Source organism: Empedobacter sp. R132-2 (assembly GCF_030324375.1).
In the GTDB taxonomy this organism is placed as follows: Bacteria; Bacteroidota; Bacteroidia; order Flavobacteriales; family Weeksellaceae; genus Empedobacter; species Empedobacter falsenii_B.
Window position 1 is genome coordinate 38,187 of the sequence record NZ_JACAGG010000019.1, and the last position, 16,983, is coordinate 55,169.

General features: G+C 31.9%; 17 protein-coding genes. 5 read left to right on the forward strand and 12 right to left on the reverse strand.

The features are described 5' to 3' along the window. Positions 1-39 precede the first annotated feature (39 nt). Both HXZ69_RS09840 and HXZ69_RS09845 read right to left on the reverse strand, forming a co-directional pair. Positions 40-261, reverse strand: coding sequence for a hypothetical protein (locus HXZ69_RS09840; RefSeq protein ID WP_125349179.1), 222 nt, complete (start codon positions 259-261; stop codon positions 40-42). Positions 262-291: 30 nt separating this feature from the next. Then, positions 292-549 carry a hypothetical protein gene (locus HXZ69_RS09845; RefSeq protein WP_286495840.1) on the reverse strand — a complete coding sequence of 86 codons (258 nt, stop codon included), beginning with the start codon at positions 547-549 and terminating at the stop codon, positions 292-294. Positions 550-855: 306 nt separating this feature from the next. Between HXZ69_RS09845 and HXZ69_RS09850 the strand changes: the two genes are divergently transcribed. Together HXZ69_RS09850 and HXZ69_RS09855 are read left to right on the forward strand one after the other, a co-directional pair. Further along, positions 856-1,938: a hypothetical protein gene (locus HXZ69_RS09850; RefSeq protein ID WP_286495841.1), complete on the forward strand. Its 1,083-nt coding sequence runs from the start codon at positions 856-858 to the stop codon at positions 1,936-1,938. Beyond that, positions 1,922-2,551, forward strand: a complete 630-nt coding sequence (locus HXZ69_RS09855; protein ID WP_286495842.1) for a hypothetical protein — start codon at positions 1,922-1,924, stop codon at positions 2,549-2,551. Before HXZ69_RS09850 ends, HXZ69_RS09855 begins: the two co-directional genes overlap by 17 nt. Here HXZ69_RS09855 and HXZ69_RS09860 read toward each other — a convergent pair. The 3 genes from HXZ69_RS09860 to HXZ69_RS09870 all read right to left on the reverse strand — a co-directional run bounded on the left by HXZ69_RS09860 (position 2,491) and on the right by HXZ69_RS09870 (position 4,956). Then, complete coding sequence (locus HXZ69_RS09860) at positions 2,491-3,048, reverse strand: 5-formyltetrahydrofolate cyclo-ligase (RefSeq protein WP_286495843.1); 558 nt, start codon at positions 3,046-3,048, stop codon at positions 2,491-2,493. The genes HXZ69_RS09855 and HXZ69_RS09860 overlap by 61 nt on opposite strands. Positions 3,049-3,418: 370 nt before the next feature. After that, complete coding sequence (locus HXZ69_RS09865) at positions 3,419-3,649, reverse strand: ferredoxin (RefSeq protein WP_038336269.1); 231 nt, start codon at positions 3,647-3,649, stop codon at positions 3,419-3,421. Positions 3,650-3,663: 14 nt separating this feature from the next. Then, entirely contained in the window at positions 3,664-4,956 is a 1,293-nt protein-coding gene (locus HXZ69_RS09870) for a peptidase U32 family protein (protein WP_280035167.1), read from the reverse strand. A 153-nt stretch (positions 4,957-5,109) separates the two neighbouring features. On the opposite strand from HXZ69_RS09870, the gene HXZ69_RS09875 reads away from it, so the two are divergent. Together HXZ69_RS09875 and HXZ69_RS09880 are read left to right on the forward strand one after the other, a co-directional pair. Next, complete coding sequence (locus HXZ69_RS09875) at positions 5,110-5,451, forward strand: DUF4377 domain-containing protein (RefSeq protein WP_219034657.1); 342 nt, start codon at positions 5,110-5,112, stop codon at positions 5,449-5,451. 39 nt (positions 5,452-5,490) lie between these two features. Next, complete coding sequence (locus tag HXZ69_RS09880) at positions 5,491-6,264, forward strand: TrmH family RNA methyltransferase (protein ID WP_280035170.1); 774 nt, start codon at positions 5,491-5,493, stop codon at positions 6,262-6,264. 60 nt (positions 6,265-6,324) lie between these two features. Here the strand turns inward: HXZ69_RS09880 and HXZ69_RS09885 are convergent, their stop codons facing one another. From HXZ69_RS09885 to HXZ69_RS09905, 5 genes are read right to left on the reverse strand one after another with little or no spacing between them, the layout of a single operon-like run. After that, positions 6,325-7,239, reverse strand: coding sequence for a hypothetical protein (locus HXZ69_RS09885; RefSeq protein ID WP_125349186.1), 915 nt, complete (start codon positions 7,237-7,239; stop codon positions 6,325-6,327). 29 nt (positions 7,240-7,268) lie between these two features. Beyond that, a complete protein-coding gene (gene rnhA, locus HXZ69_RS09890; protein ID WP_038336544.1) occupies positions 7,269-7,742 on the reverse strand; it encodes a ribonuclease HI in 474 nt (157 codons plus the stop codon). 3 nt (positions 7,743-7,745) lie between these two features. Continuing rightward, positions 7,746-9,596, reverse strand: coding sequence for a M1 family metallopeptidase (locus HXZ69_RS09895; RefSeq protein WP_286495844.1), 1,851 nt, complete (start codon positions 9,594-9,596; stop codon positions 7,746-7,748). Beyond that, the gene (locus tag HXZ69_RS09900; protein ID WP_286495845.1) at positions 9,593-10,339 is read right to left on the reverse strand and encodes a lysophospholipid acyltransferase family protein; all 747 of its coding nucleotides are present in this window, start codon (positions 10,337-10,339) and stop codon (positions 9,593-9,595) included. The genes HXZ69_RS09895 and HXZ69_RS09900 overlap by 4 nt, the downstream gene beginning before the upstream one ends. 55 nt (positions 10,340-10,394) lie before the next feature. Continuing rightward, entirely contained in the window at positions 10,395-12,020 is a 1,626-nt protein-coding gene (locus HXZ69_RS09905) for an alpha/beta fold hydrolase (RefSeq protein WP_286495846.1), read from the reverse strand. Between the two features lie 163 nt (positions 12,021-12,183). Here HXZ69_RS09905 and pgi point away from each other — a divergent pair, with 163 nt between their 5' ends. Further along, entirely contained in the window at positions 12,184-13,836 is a 1,653-nt protein-coding gene (gene pgi, locus HXZ69_RS09910; protein ID WP_286495847.1) for a glucose-6-phosphate isomerase, read from the forward strand. A gap of 46 nt (positions 13,837-13,882) precedes the next feature. Here pgi and HXZ69_RS09915 read toward each other — a convergent pair whose 3' ends face one another. Together HXZ69_RS09915 and HXZ69_RS09920 are read right to left on the reverse strand one after the other, a co-directional pair. Then, a complete protein-coding gene (locus HXZ69_RS09915) occupies positions 13,883-15,121 on the reverse strand; it encodes an MFS transporter (protein WP_286495848.1) in 1,239 nt (412 codons plus the stop codon). After that, the gene (locus HXZ69_RS09920) at positions 15,121-16,854 is read right to left on the reverse strand and encodes a thiamine pyrophosphate-dependent enzyme (RefSeq protein ID WP_286495849.1); all 1,734 of its coding nucleotides are present in this window, start codon (positions 16,852-16,854) and stop codon (positions 15,121-15,123) included. The genes HXZ69_RS09915 and HXZ69_RS09920 overlap by 1 nt, the downstream gene beginning before the upstream one ends. Between the last annotated feature and the right edge of the window lie 129 nt (positions 16,855-16,983).

Below are 16,983 nucleotides of genomic sequence, written 5' to 3' on the forward strand. Positions count from 1 at the left end.
ATCCGCTTAACGAGCGGATTTTTTTTGAGTTTTTAAGTTCTATTTCGCAACAGAATCTTTTGTTGTTCCTGCTGGATTTACAGTTTTCGAAGAATCTACCGTAACTCCTTCTACAGAATCTGCCGAAGGAATTTCTGCTTTTTCAACATTTACAGAATCTTCAATAACTGTTGTTGGTTCTCCTACACTTGTTGGTTCTTGTTTACAAGAAATTGCTGTGAAAGAAATCGCTGCGAAAGCGAATAACGCTAATTTTTTCATTTGATTTTTTTGTTTAATCTATTCTACAAATTATTTTTTCTCTGTTGTTGTAGTCGTAGTTGTTTCAACTTTTACAGGAGTTTCTTTTACAACTGCCGAATCTTTGATAACAACAGAATCTTTTCCTACAGAGTCAATTTTTACAGAATCTTCGATTGTTGTAATCGTGTCATTTTTTACTTCTGTTTCAGTTTTTGTTTCTTTCGATCCAAATAAATTACAAGATGTTAGACCAAATGAAGTTCCGATTACTCCTAATACGATTACGTTTAATGCTAATTTTTTCATAACTTTAATTTTTGATATGTTTAATTGATTTTTTTTTCTTGATTTTTTCAATCATTTTGTTGAACCAAAGTTAAGCAGACATCAAAGTTTTTTGAAGTAAAATAGTTGTAAGATGATTGTAATCCAATCATCTAATATTCAACAAATGTTTTACAACAAAAGAAATCATTTAACAAAGCATTAATAAAGAAATACAACTCAACATATCAAAAAAATTATTTTATTTGTAGTTGTATTAAAAGAAAATTTGTAAAATCGAAATTATTTTACAAAATATTGAAAACCAACTTTATAAATTTTATTTTTTTGAGCAAATTTACAGATATAGAAATTTTCGAAATTCTGAAAAAAACGATTTCAAATCGATTTTTGGAAGAAAATTCTGCTCAATCCGAAAATATCTCCGATTGGAAGGGGCAAGAAATTACATCTTTTCAAGACGATTTATTCAATAAAACCAGATCTACTGTTAGTGAAAAATGGTTTTATACGTATTTTAAGTCAGATTTTAAGAAACTTCCGCGTATTGATATGCTCAATCTTTTGGCACAATATTGTGGATATAAAAATTGGGCACACTTTCTTAATGTTCAGAAAATCGAACATTTTGGTCCAAATAAGACTGAAGAATCGACGATTGAAGCAACAGAAAACGAAAATTTTTCATCAGAACATATAATTCCAGAAGAATCTGAAGTAGAGATTCCAGCAGAAGTTAAACCATCAACAGAAAAAGAAATAATTCCGGTAAAAGAGAAAGTTGCTAAAACAAAACCTAAGCTAAAATTGATTTCGATAATAGCAGCAGCAGTTGTTTTGTTGAGCGGAATTGGAGCAACTATTTATTATTCAATTTTTGGTCAGCGAGAATATGAATTTTGTTTTGTAGATTCGGATAGACAAGCTGCAATTACCAATTCTGTTGAGGTTACAATTATTAGAGATGGTTTTACGCCACTTTATTTATCAACGAAAACAGGTTGTATCAAATTCGAATCGCAAAAAGATACAATCAAGATGTTTGTGAGTTCACCTTATTATAAACAAGATACGTTTAAGGTTAATTTGCATCAATATAATCAGCCAGAAAAGCTTTTGTTAGAGCCAGATGATTATAAAATTATGCTGTATTATTATTCGAATTCAGCAAAAGATCTGAAACAACGAATTTCTAAGCTAAATCAAATGATTGCGGATGATGCGTTGATTTATCAAGTGTATGACAATGATTTTTTTGGTGTAGAGATTCTTTCGAAACAACAATATATCAATTTAGTTACAATGCCTACGACATCGTTAAAGAATTTTTCTTTGATCGAATCGGAAAGGAAAAATGGAAAAATTGTGAAATTAAAATTTAAAATCCAGCAAGATGAGAACGATAAGTAAAATAGTTCAGTTTAGCATGATATTGCTGATGAGTGTTTGGATGATATTTTCGTGCAAAGACGATAAATATAAAGGAGAGTATAACCCAGAAGCGATAAAAGGTTACAAAAACGAAGCATCAACAGTAAGTAGTAAGATGGATTCGGTAGAAGCTGTAAATTTTATTGCAAAGCAAAAATTACGCGAGTTTTTCGAGCTTTCGGCGTTGGCATCTAATACCAATGATACGGTTGTTGATAGCTTGTTGAGAGATCAATTGTTGTCTTATTTTCCTAAAAAAGATACGACCGAAATATTTTCGTTATTGAGAGAGCTTCGTTCGAAAAAAGTAACATTTACTTCCGTTTCTAAATTTGCAATTTTACCAAAAGATTCGATTACACCAGACTCTATCAAGCGAATTGCGTATACAATTAATTATTTCAATTCGGATAAAAAGTTAATCGAAACCAATAATCATGTTGGTGTATTTGTGTTAAAACAAGAGCCGATCAAATTTCAGCGAGAGTTTAAATTCTATTTCAGAACACTAAATGATAAAAAAGACTCGATTCAGAAAGATTCAATTCCATCTGGAGTAATACAGAAATCAAGAGGAAAATCGCCGAAATAGGCGTCTACAATATATTCGATAGGTCTAAAATAAGTTAGACCTATTTTTTTTGAATCAGCTCTACATCTTGCCAAAAACTTATCATAATATCCTCCTCCGTAACCTACACGATTTCCTTTTTTATCGGTAACAAACATTGGAATAAAAATAACATCAATAGCTTTAGAATCAATTTCTGAATAGTGAATAGGTTCTGGAATTTGAAGTGAATTTAATACCGTTTCGAAACCTTTTTCTACTTTACAATTAATCATATCATCGCCAATAACCATAGGCAAAACCACCTTTTTTTGTTGTTGAAATAGCCAATTTATGATTGGATAAGTATTGATTTCGTTATTTTTTTCGATAGGTAAGAAAATATGAAATGTCTGATCTGTAGAAAAATCTAACTGTTTGATATGTTCAAAAATTTGATCACTCAAGTCATCCACTTCTTCTTTAGTGAACGATTTTCTCAACGTTCGGTAATATTTTCTAGCTTCAGATTTTGTCATTTCTTCGTAGTTTGATACGAAGTTAAGAAATTATCAAAGTAAAAAAGTAGAGAGTAATAAATTCCAATTAATTTAGAAAAACTAAAACAAAAATAAAACAAGCGATTGCCATAAATAGTAATAAGTTTACTGGTTTTACTTTCATTTTACTGAATAAAGACTTTTTGTAAGTTTTGTGAATTCTTTTCGGTTTAGACATTTTATAGTTTATTTGTTTTCTATATAGATGCAAATATGTATAAAATATTGCTTATAAAAAAAAGGGAAACCGTAAATATCTTTTATGAATATGTATATTAATTAAATAAAATTAAAAAAATAAAAAGTCCATCAAAATTTTGATGGACTTTTATATAGCTAATGTTTTAACCTAAATTTCTTTTACTGTAATTATATTTACAGGGCAAGCTTTGGCAGCACGTTCGCAATTATCTGCGATAGAATGATCAGGGTCTTTCAACGTGTGGAAACCTTTTTTATCAATTGCTTTTAATAAAACAGATTTACCATCTTTTTTTGACATTCTGAATCGTTCTGGTGCTAACTCATAACAATAGTTGCATCCGATGCATTTATCGCGTTGTAACGTAATAATGACCATTGATAACTATTTTTTTAATGAGAATAAGCGCCTTCTTCAACACTATTTTGTTGCGTTCCTGGCTCTTCTACTTTTACTAATTTGTATAATTTATCAGATGGACGAATTCTAAATTCCATCGGAATTGTAATCGAATCACCTTTTTTAGCTGTATCAGATTTTACATCTTCCACCATCATTTCTGTTACCACCATTTCTTTGGCTCCAGTTGTTGGTCCTGTAACTAAAATTAAATCTCCAATTTTCAAATCATAGGCATCAATTACAAATTGACCAATACTTGGTTTTGGGAAGAAATGAACTCCTTTTCCGATATAAACTTTTTTCTGAGTTGCCATAGAACCTGGAACAGCAGACCATTCTCCTAATTTTTGACCTAAATAATATCCAGACCAAAAACCACGATTATAAACAGTTTGCAATAATCCCATCCAGTAATCCACTTTTTCTTTTGAATATGTTTTATCCGCAATAGAATCAATCGCTTCTCTATACGCACGAATTACAGTTGCAACGTATTCTGGAGCACGTCCACGACCTTCAATTTTCAATACTTTTACACCAGCATCAACCACTTCATCCAAAAATTCCATTGTACAAAGGTCTTTTGGCGACATCATGTATTCGTTATCTAATTCGATTTCGAAACCAGATTCTTGGTCGATTACCGTATATTTTTTACGACAGTTTTGTTTACAAGCTCCACGATTTGCAGAAGAATTGTGCGAATGTAAGCTCAAGTAACATTTACCTGAAACAGCCATACACAATGCTCCGTGACCGAAAATTTCGATTTCAACTAAATTTCCACTCGGTCCACGAACATCATCTTTGATAATCTGTTCACAAATCTTTTTCACTTGTTTCAAACTCAATTCACGCGACAATACCATTGTATCAGCAAACATTGCATAGAATTTTACTGTTTCGATATTCGTAACGTTAATTTGTGTCGAAATATGAATCTCAATCCCAATTTGTCTTGCATAAGCAATAACAGATTGATCCATCGCAATAACAGCCGTAATATTTGCTTCTTTTGCTCTGTCCAATAAGTTTTTGATTAAAGATAAATCGTGATCGTATATAATTGTATTTAAAGTAAGGTAAGAACGCACACCTTTTTCTTCACAACGTCTTACGATTTCTGGTAAATCGTCCATTGTAAAGTTTATTGATGCTCTCGCACGCATATTCAACTGCTCAACTCCGAAATATACAGAATCAGCTCCATTATCTAAAGCCGCTTGTAACGATTCGAAATTCCCAGCAGGAGCCATCAACTCCATTTTTCCATCTTTGGTCATACGAAAATTCTGATTTTAAGGTGCAAAGGTACAACAAAAAATACAAGTGATTAAGTTATTTATAATCAAGTTAAATTTTTGAGAATGAATTTACTTTGAAGTTTAAGTTAGTTTTTAGCATAATATTTGTTGTCAAACAATAAATGATATTCCATGAAAAAAATTATTTTATCAAGTATTTTAAGTATCGGTTTATTTGCCTCTTGTGCTTCAACTAAAGAATTGAAACAAGGAGAAGAATTGTTAACAGTTGCTCCAGAAACAAGAGAATGTACCGCAGGAGTTGCAAAAATGCAATGTATGATGGTAAAAGAAGCAAATGCAGCTGAATGGCAATATTTTTATAATCAGATTGAAGGATTTAAGCATGAACCAGGTTATGAATATCAAATTATTGTTTCAAAATCTGAAATTGAAAATCCACCAGCAGATGCATCTTCATTAAAATATAAGTTAGTAAAAGTTGTAAGTAAAAAATTAGCAACAATGAAATAATTTGAATCTACTTCAAAGAATTTCGAGTAATTTTGTAAAATGTTAATAGAAAGTCTTCAAAATCCAAGGATTAAAAACTTGCTGAAATTGCAAGAAAAATCGAGAGAACGTAAAAATCAAGGTTTATTTATTGTGGAAGGAACACAAGAAAATGAATTAGCTGTAAAAGGTGGTTACGAAGCGGTTGAAATTTATATTTGCGAAGATATTTATAACAAATCAATTGATTTTGGACAGGCAAAAGTATTTACAATTACCAAACAAGTTTTTGAAAAGCTTGCGTATAGAAAATCGACAGGCGGAATTATCGGTGCCTATAAAACGAAATCTTCGACATTAACGGATTTACAATTACCAGAAAATGCGTTGGTTGTTGTTTTGGAAGCTGTAGAAAAACCAGGGAATCTTGGTGCAGTTTTACGAACTGGAGATGGAGCAAAAGTAGATGCTGTAATTGTTTGTGATGAAACAGTTGATTTTTTCAATCCGAATGTGATTCGTTCTTCGGTTGGAACATTGTTTACCAATCAAATTACATCAGCAAGTAAAGAGGATGTTTTGGATTTCTTAAAGTCGAAAAATATTCAAGTTGTTTCAACATTTTTGAAAGATGAAACAAAGAATTTATACGAGGCTAATTTTACAAAATCATCTGCGATTATTTTAGGAACTGAAGCAACAGGACTTTCGGACTTTTGGGCTGATCATTCAGATTTGTTGATTAAAATTCCGATGTTAGGTTTTGTAGATTCGCTAAATGTGAGTAACGCAGCAGCGATTTGTGTTTACGAAGCTGTGAGACAAAGACAATAAGAGATAACTTAAAAAAATAAAAGCCACTTCTTTCGAAGTGGCTTTTATTTTTTTAAGTTATCAACCAAATTTTTTCATGCGCTTTGCAGCCTCATTCAACCAAGGTTGATAATTACAGTGTTTTTGTATCGCTTGATAAATTCCGTTGCTATTCGGATCTTTTGGATCAAGTTCATAGATTAATGAATTAATAAATCCGTTTTTTATCGATTGACTTTTGATGTTTTCCAATAAAGTATCTGGGGAAAGACCTTGATATAATTTTTCTTGTAAGTTTGTTAAGACAATATTACGGTAACTCTGATACGTTCTATAATCCTCGTCATTATCTAAATCAATTTCGTCTAATTCTGTCAAAAAATTAACGGGTAATTGTTGTGAAGCAGGATTGTAGTAAGTGTACGAATCCTTGTATATGTACAACAAATTGATAAAATCGTAATTTAAATTCGTTTTTTCTGTTTTGATGAACGAAGAATTAACTTCTAATTTTTCTAAATTTTCGAAAACTTTTTGATGAAACTTTTTGATTTGATTTTTGAAATCTGGCGGAGCAAGTTTAAATAATTCGGTATGTTCAGTTAAGAATTTATCCGTTTTAAAACTTTTGTCAACCAAATAATTGTTTCGATTTTTTCCTATTCCAGAGAATTTGAAATTATTCTCCAAATGTTTTAAATCTGTATTTAGAATCAAACTATCACCTGGAATCAAATAAATTGTAAACTCTTCGCGCTCGATAGAAAGTGTTTTGTAGCCTTCGTCAACTAACTGAAGAGTATCCGAAAAGTTTCCATCAAAATCTAAAGCAAAAGCTTTTTCACGATTATTCAATAATAGATAAATGCTATCTGTTTGCGCATTTGCGATTCGTCCACTAAAGTAGACAAGTTCACCTTTTTCTTTTTTAGGCGAACAACTGTAAATTGTAATTAAAAGTAGTAGGAGAAATCTCCACAACGTCTTCATTTTCATTTTTCTCTCTGCCTCACAAAAGTAGAAAATTATTCTTCGTTTTGATGAATTTCGAAGTAAGAATCTATCTTAAAATTTTCTGGTTTATTTGCTGCCGCAACCGCCAATTTATCAGCTTCTTCGTTCCAATGATGTCCAGCATGACCTTTTATCCATTGAAATTTTACGCGATGAATTTTATAAACCTCTAAAAATCTTTTCCACAAATCAGCATTCTTCTTTCCTTTGAAATTCTTTTGCACCCAACCAAAAACCCAACGTTTTTCCACAGCATCTACCACATATTTAGAATCCGTCACAATAGTAATCTCCGTGTTGGTGAACTTTAGCGTTTCCAAAGCCGTAATAACTGCCAACAATTCCATTCGATTATTGGTTGTTAGTCGAAAACCTTGAGAAATTTCTTTTTTGACTTTTTTCTCGGTTTCCAACAAAATACAACCAAATCCTCCTGGACCAGGATTTCCCAACGACGAACCGTCTGTATATGCTACAATCGCCATGTTTTATGGTTTGTAATTTAACATTGTATCAATTGTTTGACGCGCAACAAAATGATAATTTGGACGCGCATCTTTATAAATATTCTTCGCTAAATCCAATTGATTAGATTCTTTTAAAGCTAAATATAAAGGCTCTAAAAATTTACGACGACCAACATTTACCAAGAATTCTTTTGCATTTGTGTTGACTTTATCGTAATGCATTAAAAATGCTTTTTCGTACCAAGCACATTCAATTTCTGGATTTTTTGAATTTGTAAAATCATAAATAGCATCCAAATAAGCTAAATCTTCTTTCGTGTTTTTAGTCGTATCAATTTGACGAATAAAATGAACCCATTCGTTTGTAGATTTCGTAGATATCGCCACTTTTTTCGGAGCAACTTTATTTCGCCCGTTTTTAATATCTTGCTGTAACTGTGCTTCTGCTAAATCGAATAATTTTGAAGTAGGTTTTTTCAAATCTTTTGGCCAACCTGTGTTATAAATCCATTCTTGAACAAAAGAATCGTCTCCATTTGTCAAATTAGTTTTCAAATACTCCACAAATTTTTCTGTCGTCATCGTTTGGAAAGCGTGCGAAGAAAAATATTGATTCAAGAATTTATCAAATTTTTTACGACCATATTTATCTTCTAACATTTTCAAAAATAAATAACCTTTATCGTACGGAACATCAGAAAAAGCATCATCAGGATTTGCACCTTTCATGTTCACTTTTAATGAAGTATATTTTTCTGGAATATTTTTCATCGACGTTTCCAAATCTTGAAAACCGATTACCGAAATCATATCTGCATAATCTTTTCCTTCTAATTCTTCCATAATTCTACGTTCGAAATAAACTGTAAATCCTTCATTTACCCAGAAATCATCCCAAGTAGAATTCGTTACTAAATTTCCAGACCAAGAATGCGCCAATTCGTGTGCAATCAAATTCGTCATCGAACGATCACCTACAATTGCAGTTGGTGTTGCGAATGTTAAACGCGGATTTTCCATTCCACCAAAAGGAAACGAAGGCGGTAAAACCAATACATCAAATTGTTCCCAAGGATATTTTCCGTACAATTTCTCGGCAGCCGTTACCATTTTTCCCATGTCGGCAAATTCCCACGCAGCAGCTTTCAATAAGCCAGGTTCTGCATAAACTCCCGTTCTGTTATCGATTGGTTGATATTGTACATCACCAACAGCCAAAGCAATCAAATAAGGTGCAATTGGTTGTGGCATTTTGAAGGTATAAATTCCTTCGGAATTTTTTTCTTTTGGATTGATTGCACTCATCAAAGGCAACAAATCTTTTGGCGTTTTTACTTTTGCATCGTACGTTAAACGAACACTTGGTGTATCTTGAATCGGAATCCAAGAACGTGTTAAAATCGCTTGACCTTGTGACAATAAAAACGGATGTTTTTTATCGTGTGTTTGTTGCGGATTTAACCATTGTAAGGCATTTGCATCAGGCGAAGTTTTATAGAAAACTTTTACAATTGTATCATTTGGCGTAACATCAATGATTAAGGCTTGACCTTTAATAGAATCTTTTTCACCTAATTTGTATGTTGTTGTTTTTCCATTCGCTAATAAAACTGAATCAATTATTAGTTTTTCGGTATCTAAAATCAATTGTTTTGCTTGATTATTTTCGAATGTATAAGCCGCAGAACCTTTAATTTGATGCGTATCAAAATCGGTTTCGATATCCAAACTCAAATGTTTGATGCGAGTTTTATCTAAATCAGCAAAAGTTTGATTATCCTTTGCTTCAGTTTCTGTGGTAGAAGTGATTTGTTTATTGCAACTAACCGCCGTTAAAGCCGTTCCTAATGCGATATAAACTAAATTTTTCATTGTTCTAAATCTTTTAAAATCATGTTGTAAGCAGCTTCTTTCAGCGCCACTTTATCGTTTTTTACATTCAAATCTTTCGTTTCGAAAGTCGCCAATAATCGAACTTTTATTTTCCCTGGATATCCTCGAAACCAATTGAATGGAAACATTTTATTAACACCGTGAATCGCCAAAACAGCCAAAGGTGTTTGTGTTTCAATCGCAATGTTAAACGCTCCATCTTTGAAAGGATCCAAATAAATTTTGAATTCTTTGTCGTTTGTAACGCCGCCTTCAGGAAAAATAAAAATACTCAGATTTTTGTCTAACTTTTTCTTTGCTTCGGGATAAACAAGTGCTTTACTACGTGCACTTTTTCGGTCGACAGGGATACAAATTCGTTCGAATATTCGTCCAAAGATAGGGATTTTAAGCAATTCTGCCTTGCCTACAAATACGATTGGATGATGTTTTAGAATAGTCAACATCAACATAATATCCATCACCGAAGTATGATTAGCTATAAAAACATAATTTTCTTTTGGATCGAGTGGAACAAGTTTTTTGTAATCTATTCTAAATCCTGTTCCATACAAAACAAATTTTCCCCAATATCTTATAAATGGGTAGATGTAAGGAAATGTTTTATCGAAGTTTGCTAAAGGTAATACGATAAAAACACCAATTGTTAGGACATAAATTGCGGCTAATAAAATCATCCAAATGCGCCAAATAAGGACGAAGAAACCTGTGATGTATTTCATTGAGTTGGTTTAGTTGGGTAAAGATATGGAGAAAATGAAAACTAAACCTATGTTCCTATTTTTTCAAAAACTTCAAAATGGCTTCATTTAATACTTTTGGTTGCTCGAAAGGAACATAATGTGTCGAATTTGGAATAATCAATAACTCTGCTTTTGAAATATTTTGTTGAATTTCTTTAGTATGACTCTCTTTTACTTCATCTTTTTCTGCAGCAATGACCAATACAGGATTTTGAATTTTATTTAATTCTAGTTTAGTAATTTTTGGTTCATTTAACATCAATTTGATTAAGCGTAAATTCGTATTTTCTGAAGATCTATTTACTAAACTTTTCAAATTCTCAATCAGTTCTTCGCTTACTCCATTTGGATTAAGAACTGCTCCAATTGTTATAATTTTATTAACTAATTCAGGATGTTGAGTATTGATAATTAAAGCTGTGTTTGCACCATCACTCCAACCAACAAGATTTACTTTCTTTAGATTAAGTTTTTGTATCACTTGAAGTAAATCGTTTGAAAATTCTTCATAAGTGTAAGGTGTATTTGTCAAATCTGTACTTCTCCCTTGTCCGCGCGTATCAAGAACAATTACTCGATAATGCTTGGCAAAAAATGGAATTTGTTGATAAAAATCTTCTATACTTCCGTTATTTCCATGTAAAAAAATCAAAGGCTCACCTTGTCCATATTCTTCATAATAAATCTTTGCATCGTTTATGTCAATATATTTTCCTAACTTATTTTTTCCATAAATCAACTTTTTAGCATTCTCTTTATGTTGATAATATGAAATTAATTCTTTTATTTTTGTATCAATTTCTTCAGGCTTTTCCTCATTTATAGTCAATTTATCTTTTGAATATAAAAGATCTAAGTTGGCGATAAAAACGCCTTCGGAAGCTTCCCAATTACCTTGACTTTGATACCTAAACAATAAATCTTTTGCTAAAGATTTTTTAGCCGAAACACCAAAAACAAAATCTTCTTGATCTAATTTTTTATAACCAACTAATTGTAGTGTTGCAGCAATTTGATCAACATTTTTGAATCGAAATTTATAAGGTGTTAAATTAATTTTTTGCCATCCTGTTGTAGAAGTTTTATAAATAATGTTTTTATCTAAAATGGATTCTACGGGTAACCCATTTTTGACCGAATAAATATTAACTTTCAGCGTTATTTCTTCAAATTTAGAACTTGGAATAATATGAAAATTAAACGCATTCAGTTTTGTATTTGGGTAAATTTCAAAAATATTTCCTTGTTCAATTGTTGGTACATTTTCATCAAACATTTTAGAAAAAGTAAGCATTGGACGAGTTTTTTGACCAATTATTTTTTCTTTCATTTTTTCTGTTTTCAGTGTCACCTCTGACAATGAAATTGATTTTTCAGTTAATATAACAACAGAACTTTGTTGAATATCATGAACCGATTTTGAAGTTAAATTATAACCTGACGCATCAAAAACTAAATGAGTTTTAGTTAAATTTTCGGGAATTTCGATAGAAAATTGACCATTTTCATCTGTAATTGCTCCAACTTCTGAATTTTCTATTCCAATAGAACAGTATGAAATTGGCAAATTATTACTGTCTTTTACAGTTCCTTTCACTTGAATTTGGGCTTGAACGATTGTACAAATACTTAAAATTAATCCAAAAAAATAGTTGCTCATGACTTTGTTGTTTGCTATATGACGCATTGTTTTTAAAAAGGTTACATTAATCGTTTATTAATTATTTCATAAAATTTTCATCTAAAACGTTATCGTAATAATATTGGTTTTGAGATGAGCATGAAATGATTAAATTTGTTAAGGAAAGAATACTAAAAATATTATGGCTTTAAATACAATCAATCCAACAACTACGAATGCTTGGAATGCGTTAGAGAAACATTTTCAAACGATTCAACATACGTCAATCAAAGAATTATTTGCTCAAAATGCAAATCGTTTTGAAGAATTTTCGATTCAATATCCTTCATTATTAGTGGATTATTCGAAAAATAGAATTAATGCAGAAACGATTCAACTTTTGGTTGATTTAGCGAAAGAAATGGATGTTGATACAGCAATTCAGCAAATGTTTGAAGGAGATGTCATTAACGTTACTGAAAAACGTGCTGTTCTACATACAGCTTTACGCAATCGCTCTAATGAAGAAGTTTTGGTTGACGGAAAAGATGTGATGCCTCAAATTAATGAGGTGTTAGATCAGATGAAATCTTTTTCGGAGAAAGTAATTTCGGGTGAATGGAAAGGTTTTTCAGGAAAAGAAATTACAGACGTTGTCAACATTGGAATTGGAGGTTCTGACCTTGGACCTGTGATGGTGACGGAAGCATTGAAACATTATAAAACTCGTTTGAATATTCATTTTGTTTCGAATATTGATGGAACGCATTTAGCAGAAACTTTTAAAGAAATAAATCCAGAAACAACCTTATTTATTGTTGCTTCAAAAACATTTACAACGCAAGAAACGATGACAAATGCGTTTTCGGCAAAAGAGTGGTTTTTGAATTCTGATGCGCAAGAAGCTGATGTAGCGAAACATTTTGTGGCGTTATCGACAAATGCAGAAGGCGTTGCAAATTTCGGAATTGATACAGCAAATATGTTCCAATTTTGGGATTGGGTTGGCGGTCGTTATTCGTTGTGGAGCGCGATTGGTTTGAGCATTGCTTTGGCAGTTGGTTTCGATAATTTCGAAGAATTGTTAGAGGGAGCGCATGAAATGGATGTGCATTTCAAGACAGAAACTTTAGATCAAAATATACCAGTAGTTTTGGCGCTTTTAGGAATTTGGTACAACAACTTCTTTGGTGCAGATTCGGTTGCTTTGTTACCTTATGAACAATATTTATCGCGCTTTGCAGCATATTTTCAGCAAGGAGATATGGAAAGTAATGGTAAATATGTTGGTCGTGATGGAAAAAAAGTAGATTATGAAACGGGACCAATTATTTGGGGAGAACCAGGAACAAATGGACAACATGCTTTTTATCAATTAATCCATCAAGGAACAAAATTAATTCCAGCCGATTTTATTGCAGGAGCTAATTCGTTGAATGTTTTAGGCGACCATCATGCAAAATTATTATCAAACTTTTTTGCTCAAACAGAAGCTTTAGCTTTTGGAAAAGATGAAGAAACGGTTGTTGCTGAATTAGAAAAAGCAGGGAAATCGAAAGAAGAAATTGATTTCTTAACTGCTTTCAAAATTTTTGAAGGAAATCGTCCTACAAACTCAATTTTATATCAAGTATTGACTCCAAAAGTTTTAGGAAATTTAATTGCGATGTACGAACACAAAATTTTTGTGCAAGGTGTTATTTGGAATATTTTCTCTTTTGATCAATGGGGAGTAGAGTTAGGAAAACAATTAGCAAATGTGATTTTACCAGAGTTAGAAAATGATGAACAAGTTACTTCTCATGATGCTTCTACAAATGGATTAATCAATGCTTATAAATATTGGAGAAAATAATTTATCAATATAATTACTAAAAAATCCGCTCAATGAGCGGATTTTTTTATGAATTTTTGTGACCAGTTTCTTTTAAAAATAAGGTTAGAATAATGGCAATAAATATTCCAATGATCCAAAACCAAATTGCTTGATGATAATGTACAGTTTTATCTGTAACATTTACAATTTCGTTTCCATATAATTTAGCAAAAACAGGATTAACTAGAGAAGTTGCACCAAATGTCAAAAAGTTTTGAACTCCAGTTGCAGAGCCTTTTACATAATCTGGATTAGCTTCTTTGATAACCGAATATGGGATCATTGCGACTCCAGAGAAAAGCCCAAAAATGAAAAATGTAACTTTTATTGGAATTAAATCTGAAAGATAAATGAGTTGTAAAAACATCAGGATCATTCCGATACAACCAAAAAGAATAACAGGTTTTCTTTTTCCTATTTTATCCGTTATATAACCCATTAATGGACATCCAACTACCCAGCCTAGTGACGCCATAGCAGCAGTCATAGCAGCATTGTGAGCATCAAAACCTAAGTCTAATTTGAAAAAAGGAACAGCCCAAGTCATGGCAAAAATTGTTGTCGGTATAAATAATAATCCAGAAATAATACCAGTTAACCAAGAATTTGGATTGCTGAAAATAATTTTGAAAGGTTCAATAAAAGAGGTTTGTTTACTTTTTTCGATCTCTTCTTCAGACGATTTTGGAGTTATGAACAGCATTGCTACAGCTGGAATTATACATAAAACTCCAGCAATTATCCAAAATGTTTTATATCCAAAACCATTTTCTAATAATGGCGCAACCACAAATTGTCCTGCCGCTCCACCAAGCATTCCTATACATTGAGAGAAGCCTATTGCTGTTGCTAAAGATTTTGATGAGAATCCTTTGGTTGCTAAATAGACACAACCAGGAAAAGCAAATGCGCTACCTGCTCCTTGTAATAATCTGCCTGTTGTTCCAGCGAATTGGGAGGAAGCGATAAATAAAATACATCCTATTCCGAGTATAAAACATCCTGCAAACATCGAATATCTTGCACCAAATTTGTCTAAAAATATTCCAGCAATTAAAGCGAATATCGAATAGGTGTAATAATATGTTCCAATGAGAGAAACTAAATTTTCTTTAGAAATGTTGTAATTCTGAGCCAAATCTGTGATCATTAATGAAGGCGCAGAACGAGTTGCGTAATCAATGAAATAAAAGATTAAGCCTAAAACCCATGCAATGATGAAAAGTTTTTTACTTGATTGTGTGATAGATGATGGTTGATTCATTATAAATCTTTTAAATGTTTATAATTGGATTTAATCGTTTCCATTACCTCATTCATTTTTCCACCTAACATTAGTTTCGCCATAGATTTTGTCATTCCAATCATTTGATCAAGATCTACTTTTGGAGGCATTGCTAAAGCGTTTGGATTTGTAAATACATTTAATAAATACGGTCCATTATGCGCAAAAGCTCTTCCGATTGCATCAGGTAAATCATCAGGATTTTTAACCGATTCGCTTTCTATTCCCATTGCTTTTCCAATCAAAGTAAAGTCAGGATTTTCCATATCTGTTTCATTGTCAGGTAAACCAGCAACTTCCATTTCCAATTTGACCATTCCTAATGTTCTATTATTAAAAATAATTAGTTTAACAGGTAGATTATATTGTTTGATGGTTGCTAAATCTCCTAATAACATTGAGATTCCACCATCTCCACACATCGCAATAATTTGTCTATCAGGATATGCCATTTGTGCACCAATCGCTTGAGGCATTGCATTTGCCATAGAACCATGATTAAAAGATCCTAACATTTTCCTTTCCCCCGTACCCGTTATATAACGTGCTCCCCAAACACAACACATTCCTGTATCAACTGTAAAAATAGCATCTTTTGTAGCTAACTCATCTAATAAATAAGCTGCATATTCGGGTTGAATGGCATTTTCTTTTCCTTTTTCATGAACAAATGTCATTTTGCTTTCAAGAACTTTCTTGTACATTTCTAATTGACTATCCAAAAAATCTTTGTCTTGCTTAGGTTCTAATAACTCAATTAATTCGTTAATTGTTTCTTTTGCATTTCCGACTAATCCTAAATCAATTTTAGCTCTTCGTCCAAGTTTAGAGCCATCTGAATCAATTTGAATGATTTTTTTATCTGTTGGAATAAAATCTTTATAAGGAAAATCGGTACCAATCAAAATAATTAAATCAGCTTTGTGCATAGCATGATAAGCAGATGGTTGACCAAGTAATCCTGTCATTCCTATTTCATTTGGATTATTGGGTTGAATACTCATTTTTCCTTTGAACGAATATCCAACTGGAGCATGCAAATGACGAGAAAGTTTTATAACTTCTTCATTTGCTTGAGATGCGCCAATTCCACAGAATAAGGTAATATTATTAGCATCATTTATAATAGAAGCAGCTTCTCTTAATTCAGTTTTATTTGGAGTAATAATAGGTTGATTGAAATAGAAATTCGAGGTATAATTACTTTCAACGGCTTCCATTTCTGCAATATCTCCTGGAAGTCCAATAATTGCAACATCTTTTTTTGAAATAGCATGTTGTATTGCTGTTTGTACCATTCTAGGAACTTGTTCTGCTCGAGTTATAATTTGATTATAACAACTACAATCATCAAAAAGTTTAATAGTATTCGTTTCCTGAAAATAATCTGTACCAAATTCTATTGTAGGCAGAGTAGAGGCAATTACAACTAAAGGAGTTCTTGATTTATGCGCTTCATAAACTCCGTTAATCAAATGTACATGACCAGGACCAGAACTTCCAGCGCAACATCCAATCCCATTCAATTCTGATTCGGCAGTAGCAGCTATTGCTCCAGCTTCTTCATGTCTTACATGAACCCAATCAATTTTGTCACTTTGTTTAACTGCAATATTAAAAAAATTGAGACTATCACCAGTTACTGCATAAACACGTTTTATATTCGCTTTTTCTAGTAATTCTACAATTTGATGTGCTACATTCTTTCCCATAATAAAGTATTTTTTTGATTGTGACTAACAAGTTATGAAATTATAGGATAAAAATCAATAGCGTCCTAAATAAATTTAGGGCATAAAATATCCACCCACTTTAGTAGGATACAAGCTATAGTTGGACAA

What these genes read in the sequence shown, in the direction of transcription:
- HXZ69_RS09880 (WP_280035170.1), top strand. Translation starts at nt 5,491, where the DNA reads ATGTTAATAGAAAGTCTTCAAAATCCAAGGATTAAAAACTTGCTGAAA.
- HXZ69_RS09865 (WP_038336269.1), bottom strand. Translation starts at nt 3,649, where the DNA reads ATGGTCATTATTACGTTACAACGCGATAAATGCATCGGATGCAACTAT.
- HXZ69_RS09885 (WP_125349186.1), bottom strand. Translation starts at nt 7,239, where the DNA reads ATGAAAATGAAGACGTTGTGGAGATTTCTCCTACTACTTTTAATTACA.
- HXZ69_RS09855 (WP_286495842.1), top strand. Translation starts at nt 1,922, where the DNA reads ATGAGAACGATAAGTAAAATAGTTCAGTTTAGCATGATATTGCTGATG.
- HXZ69_RS09860 (WP_286495843.1), bottom strand. Translation starts at nt 3,048, where the DNA reads ATGACAAAATCTGAAGCTAGAAAATATTACCGAACGTTGAGAAAATCG.
- HXZ69_RS09900 (WP_286495845.1), bottom strand. Translation starts at nt 10,339, where the DNA reads ATGAAATACATCACAGGTTTCTTCGTCCTTATTTGGCGCATTTGGATG.
- HXZ69_RS09845 (WP_286495840.1), bottom strand. Translation starts at nt 549, where the DNA reads ATGAAAAAATTAGCATTAAACGTAATCGTATTAGGAGTAATCGGAACT.
- HXZ69_RS09875 (WP_219034657.1), top strand. Translation starts at nt 5,110, where the DNA reads ATGAAAAAAATTATTTTATCAAGTATTTTAAGTATCGGTTTATTTGCC.
- HXZ69_RS09920 (WP_286495849.1), bottom strand. Translation starts at nt 16,854, where the DNA reads ATGGGAAAGAATGTAGCACATCAAATTGTAGAATTACTAGAAAAAGCG.
- HXZ69_RS09895 (WP_286495844.1), bottom strand. Translation starts at nt 9,596, where the DNA reads ATGAAAAATTTAGTTTATATCGCATTAGGAACGGCTTTAACGGCGGTT.
- HXZ69_RS09905 (WP_286495846.1), bottom strand. Translation starts at nt 12,020, where the DNA reads ATGAGCAACTATTTTTTTGGATTAATTTTAAGTATTTGTACAATCGTT.
- rnhA (WP_038336544.1), bottom strand. Translation starts at nt 7,742, where the DNA reads ATGGCGATTGTAGCATATACAGACGGTTCGTCGTTGGGAAATCCTGGT.
- HXZ69_RS09870 (WP_280035167.1), bottom strand. Translation starts at nt 4,956, where the DNA reads ATGACCAAAGATGGAAAAATGGAGTTGATGGCTCCTGCTGGGAATTTC.
- pgi (WP_286495847.1), top strand. Translation starts at nt 12,184, where the DNA reads ATGGCTTTAAATACAATCAATCCAACAACTACGAATGCTTGGAATGCG.
- HXZ69_RS09915 (WP_286495848.1), bottom strand. Translation starts at nt 15,121, where the DNA reads ATGAATCAACCATCATCTATCACACAATCAAGTAAAAAACTTTTCATC.
- HXZ69_RS09840 (WP_125349179.1), bottom strand. Translation starts at nt 261, where the DNA reads ATGAAAAAATTAGCGTTATTCGCTTTCGCAGCGATTTCTTTCACAGCA.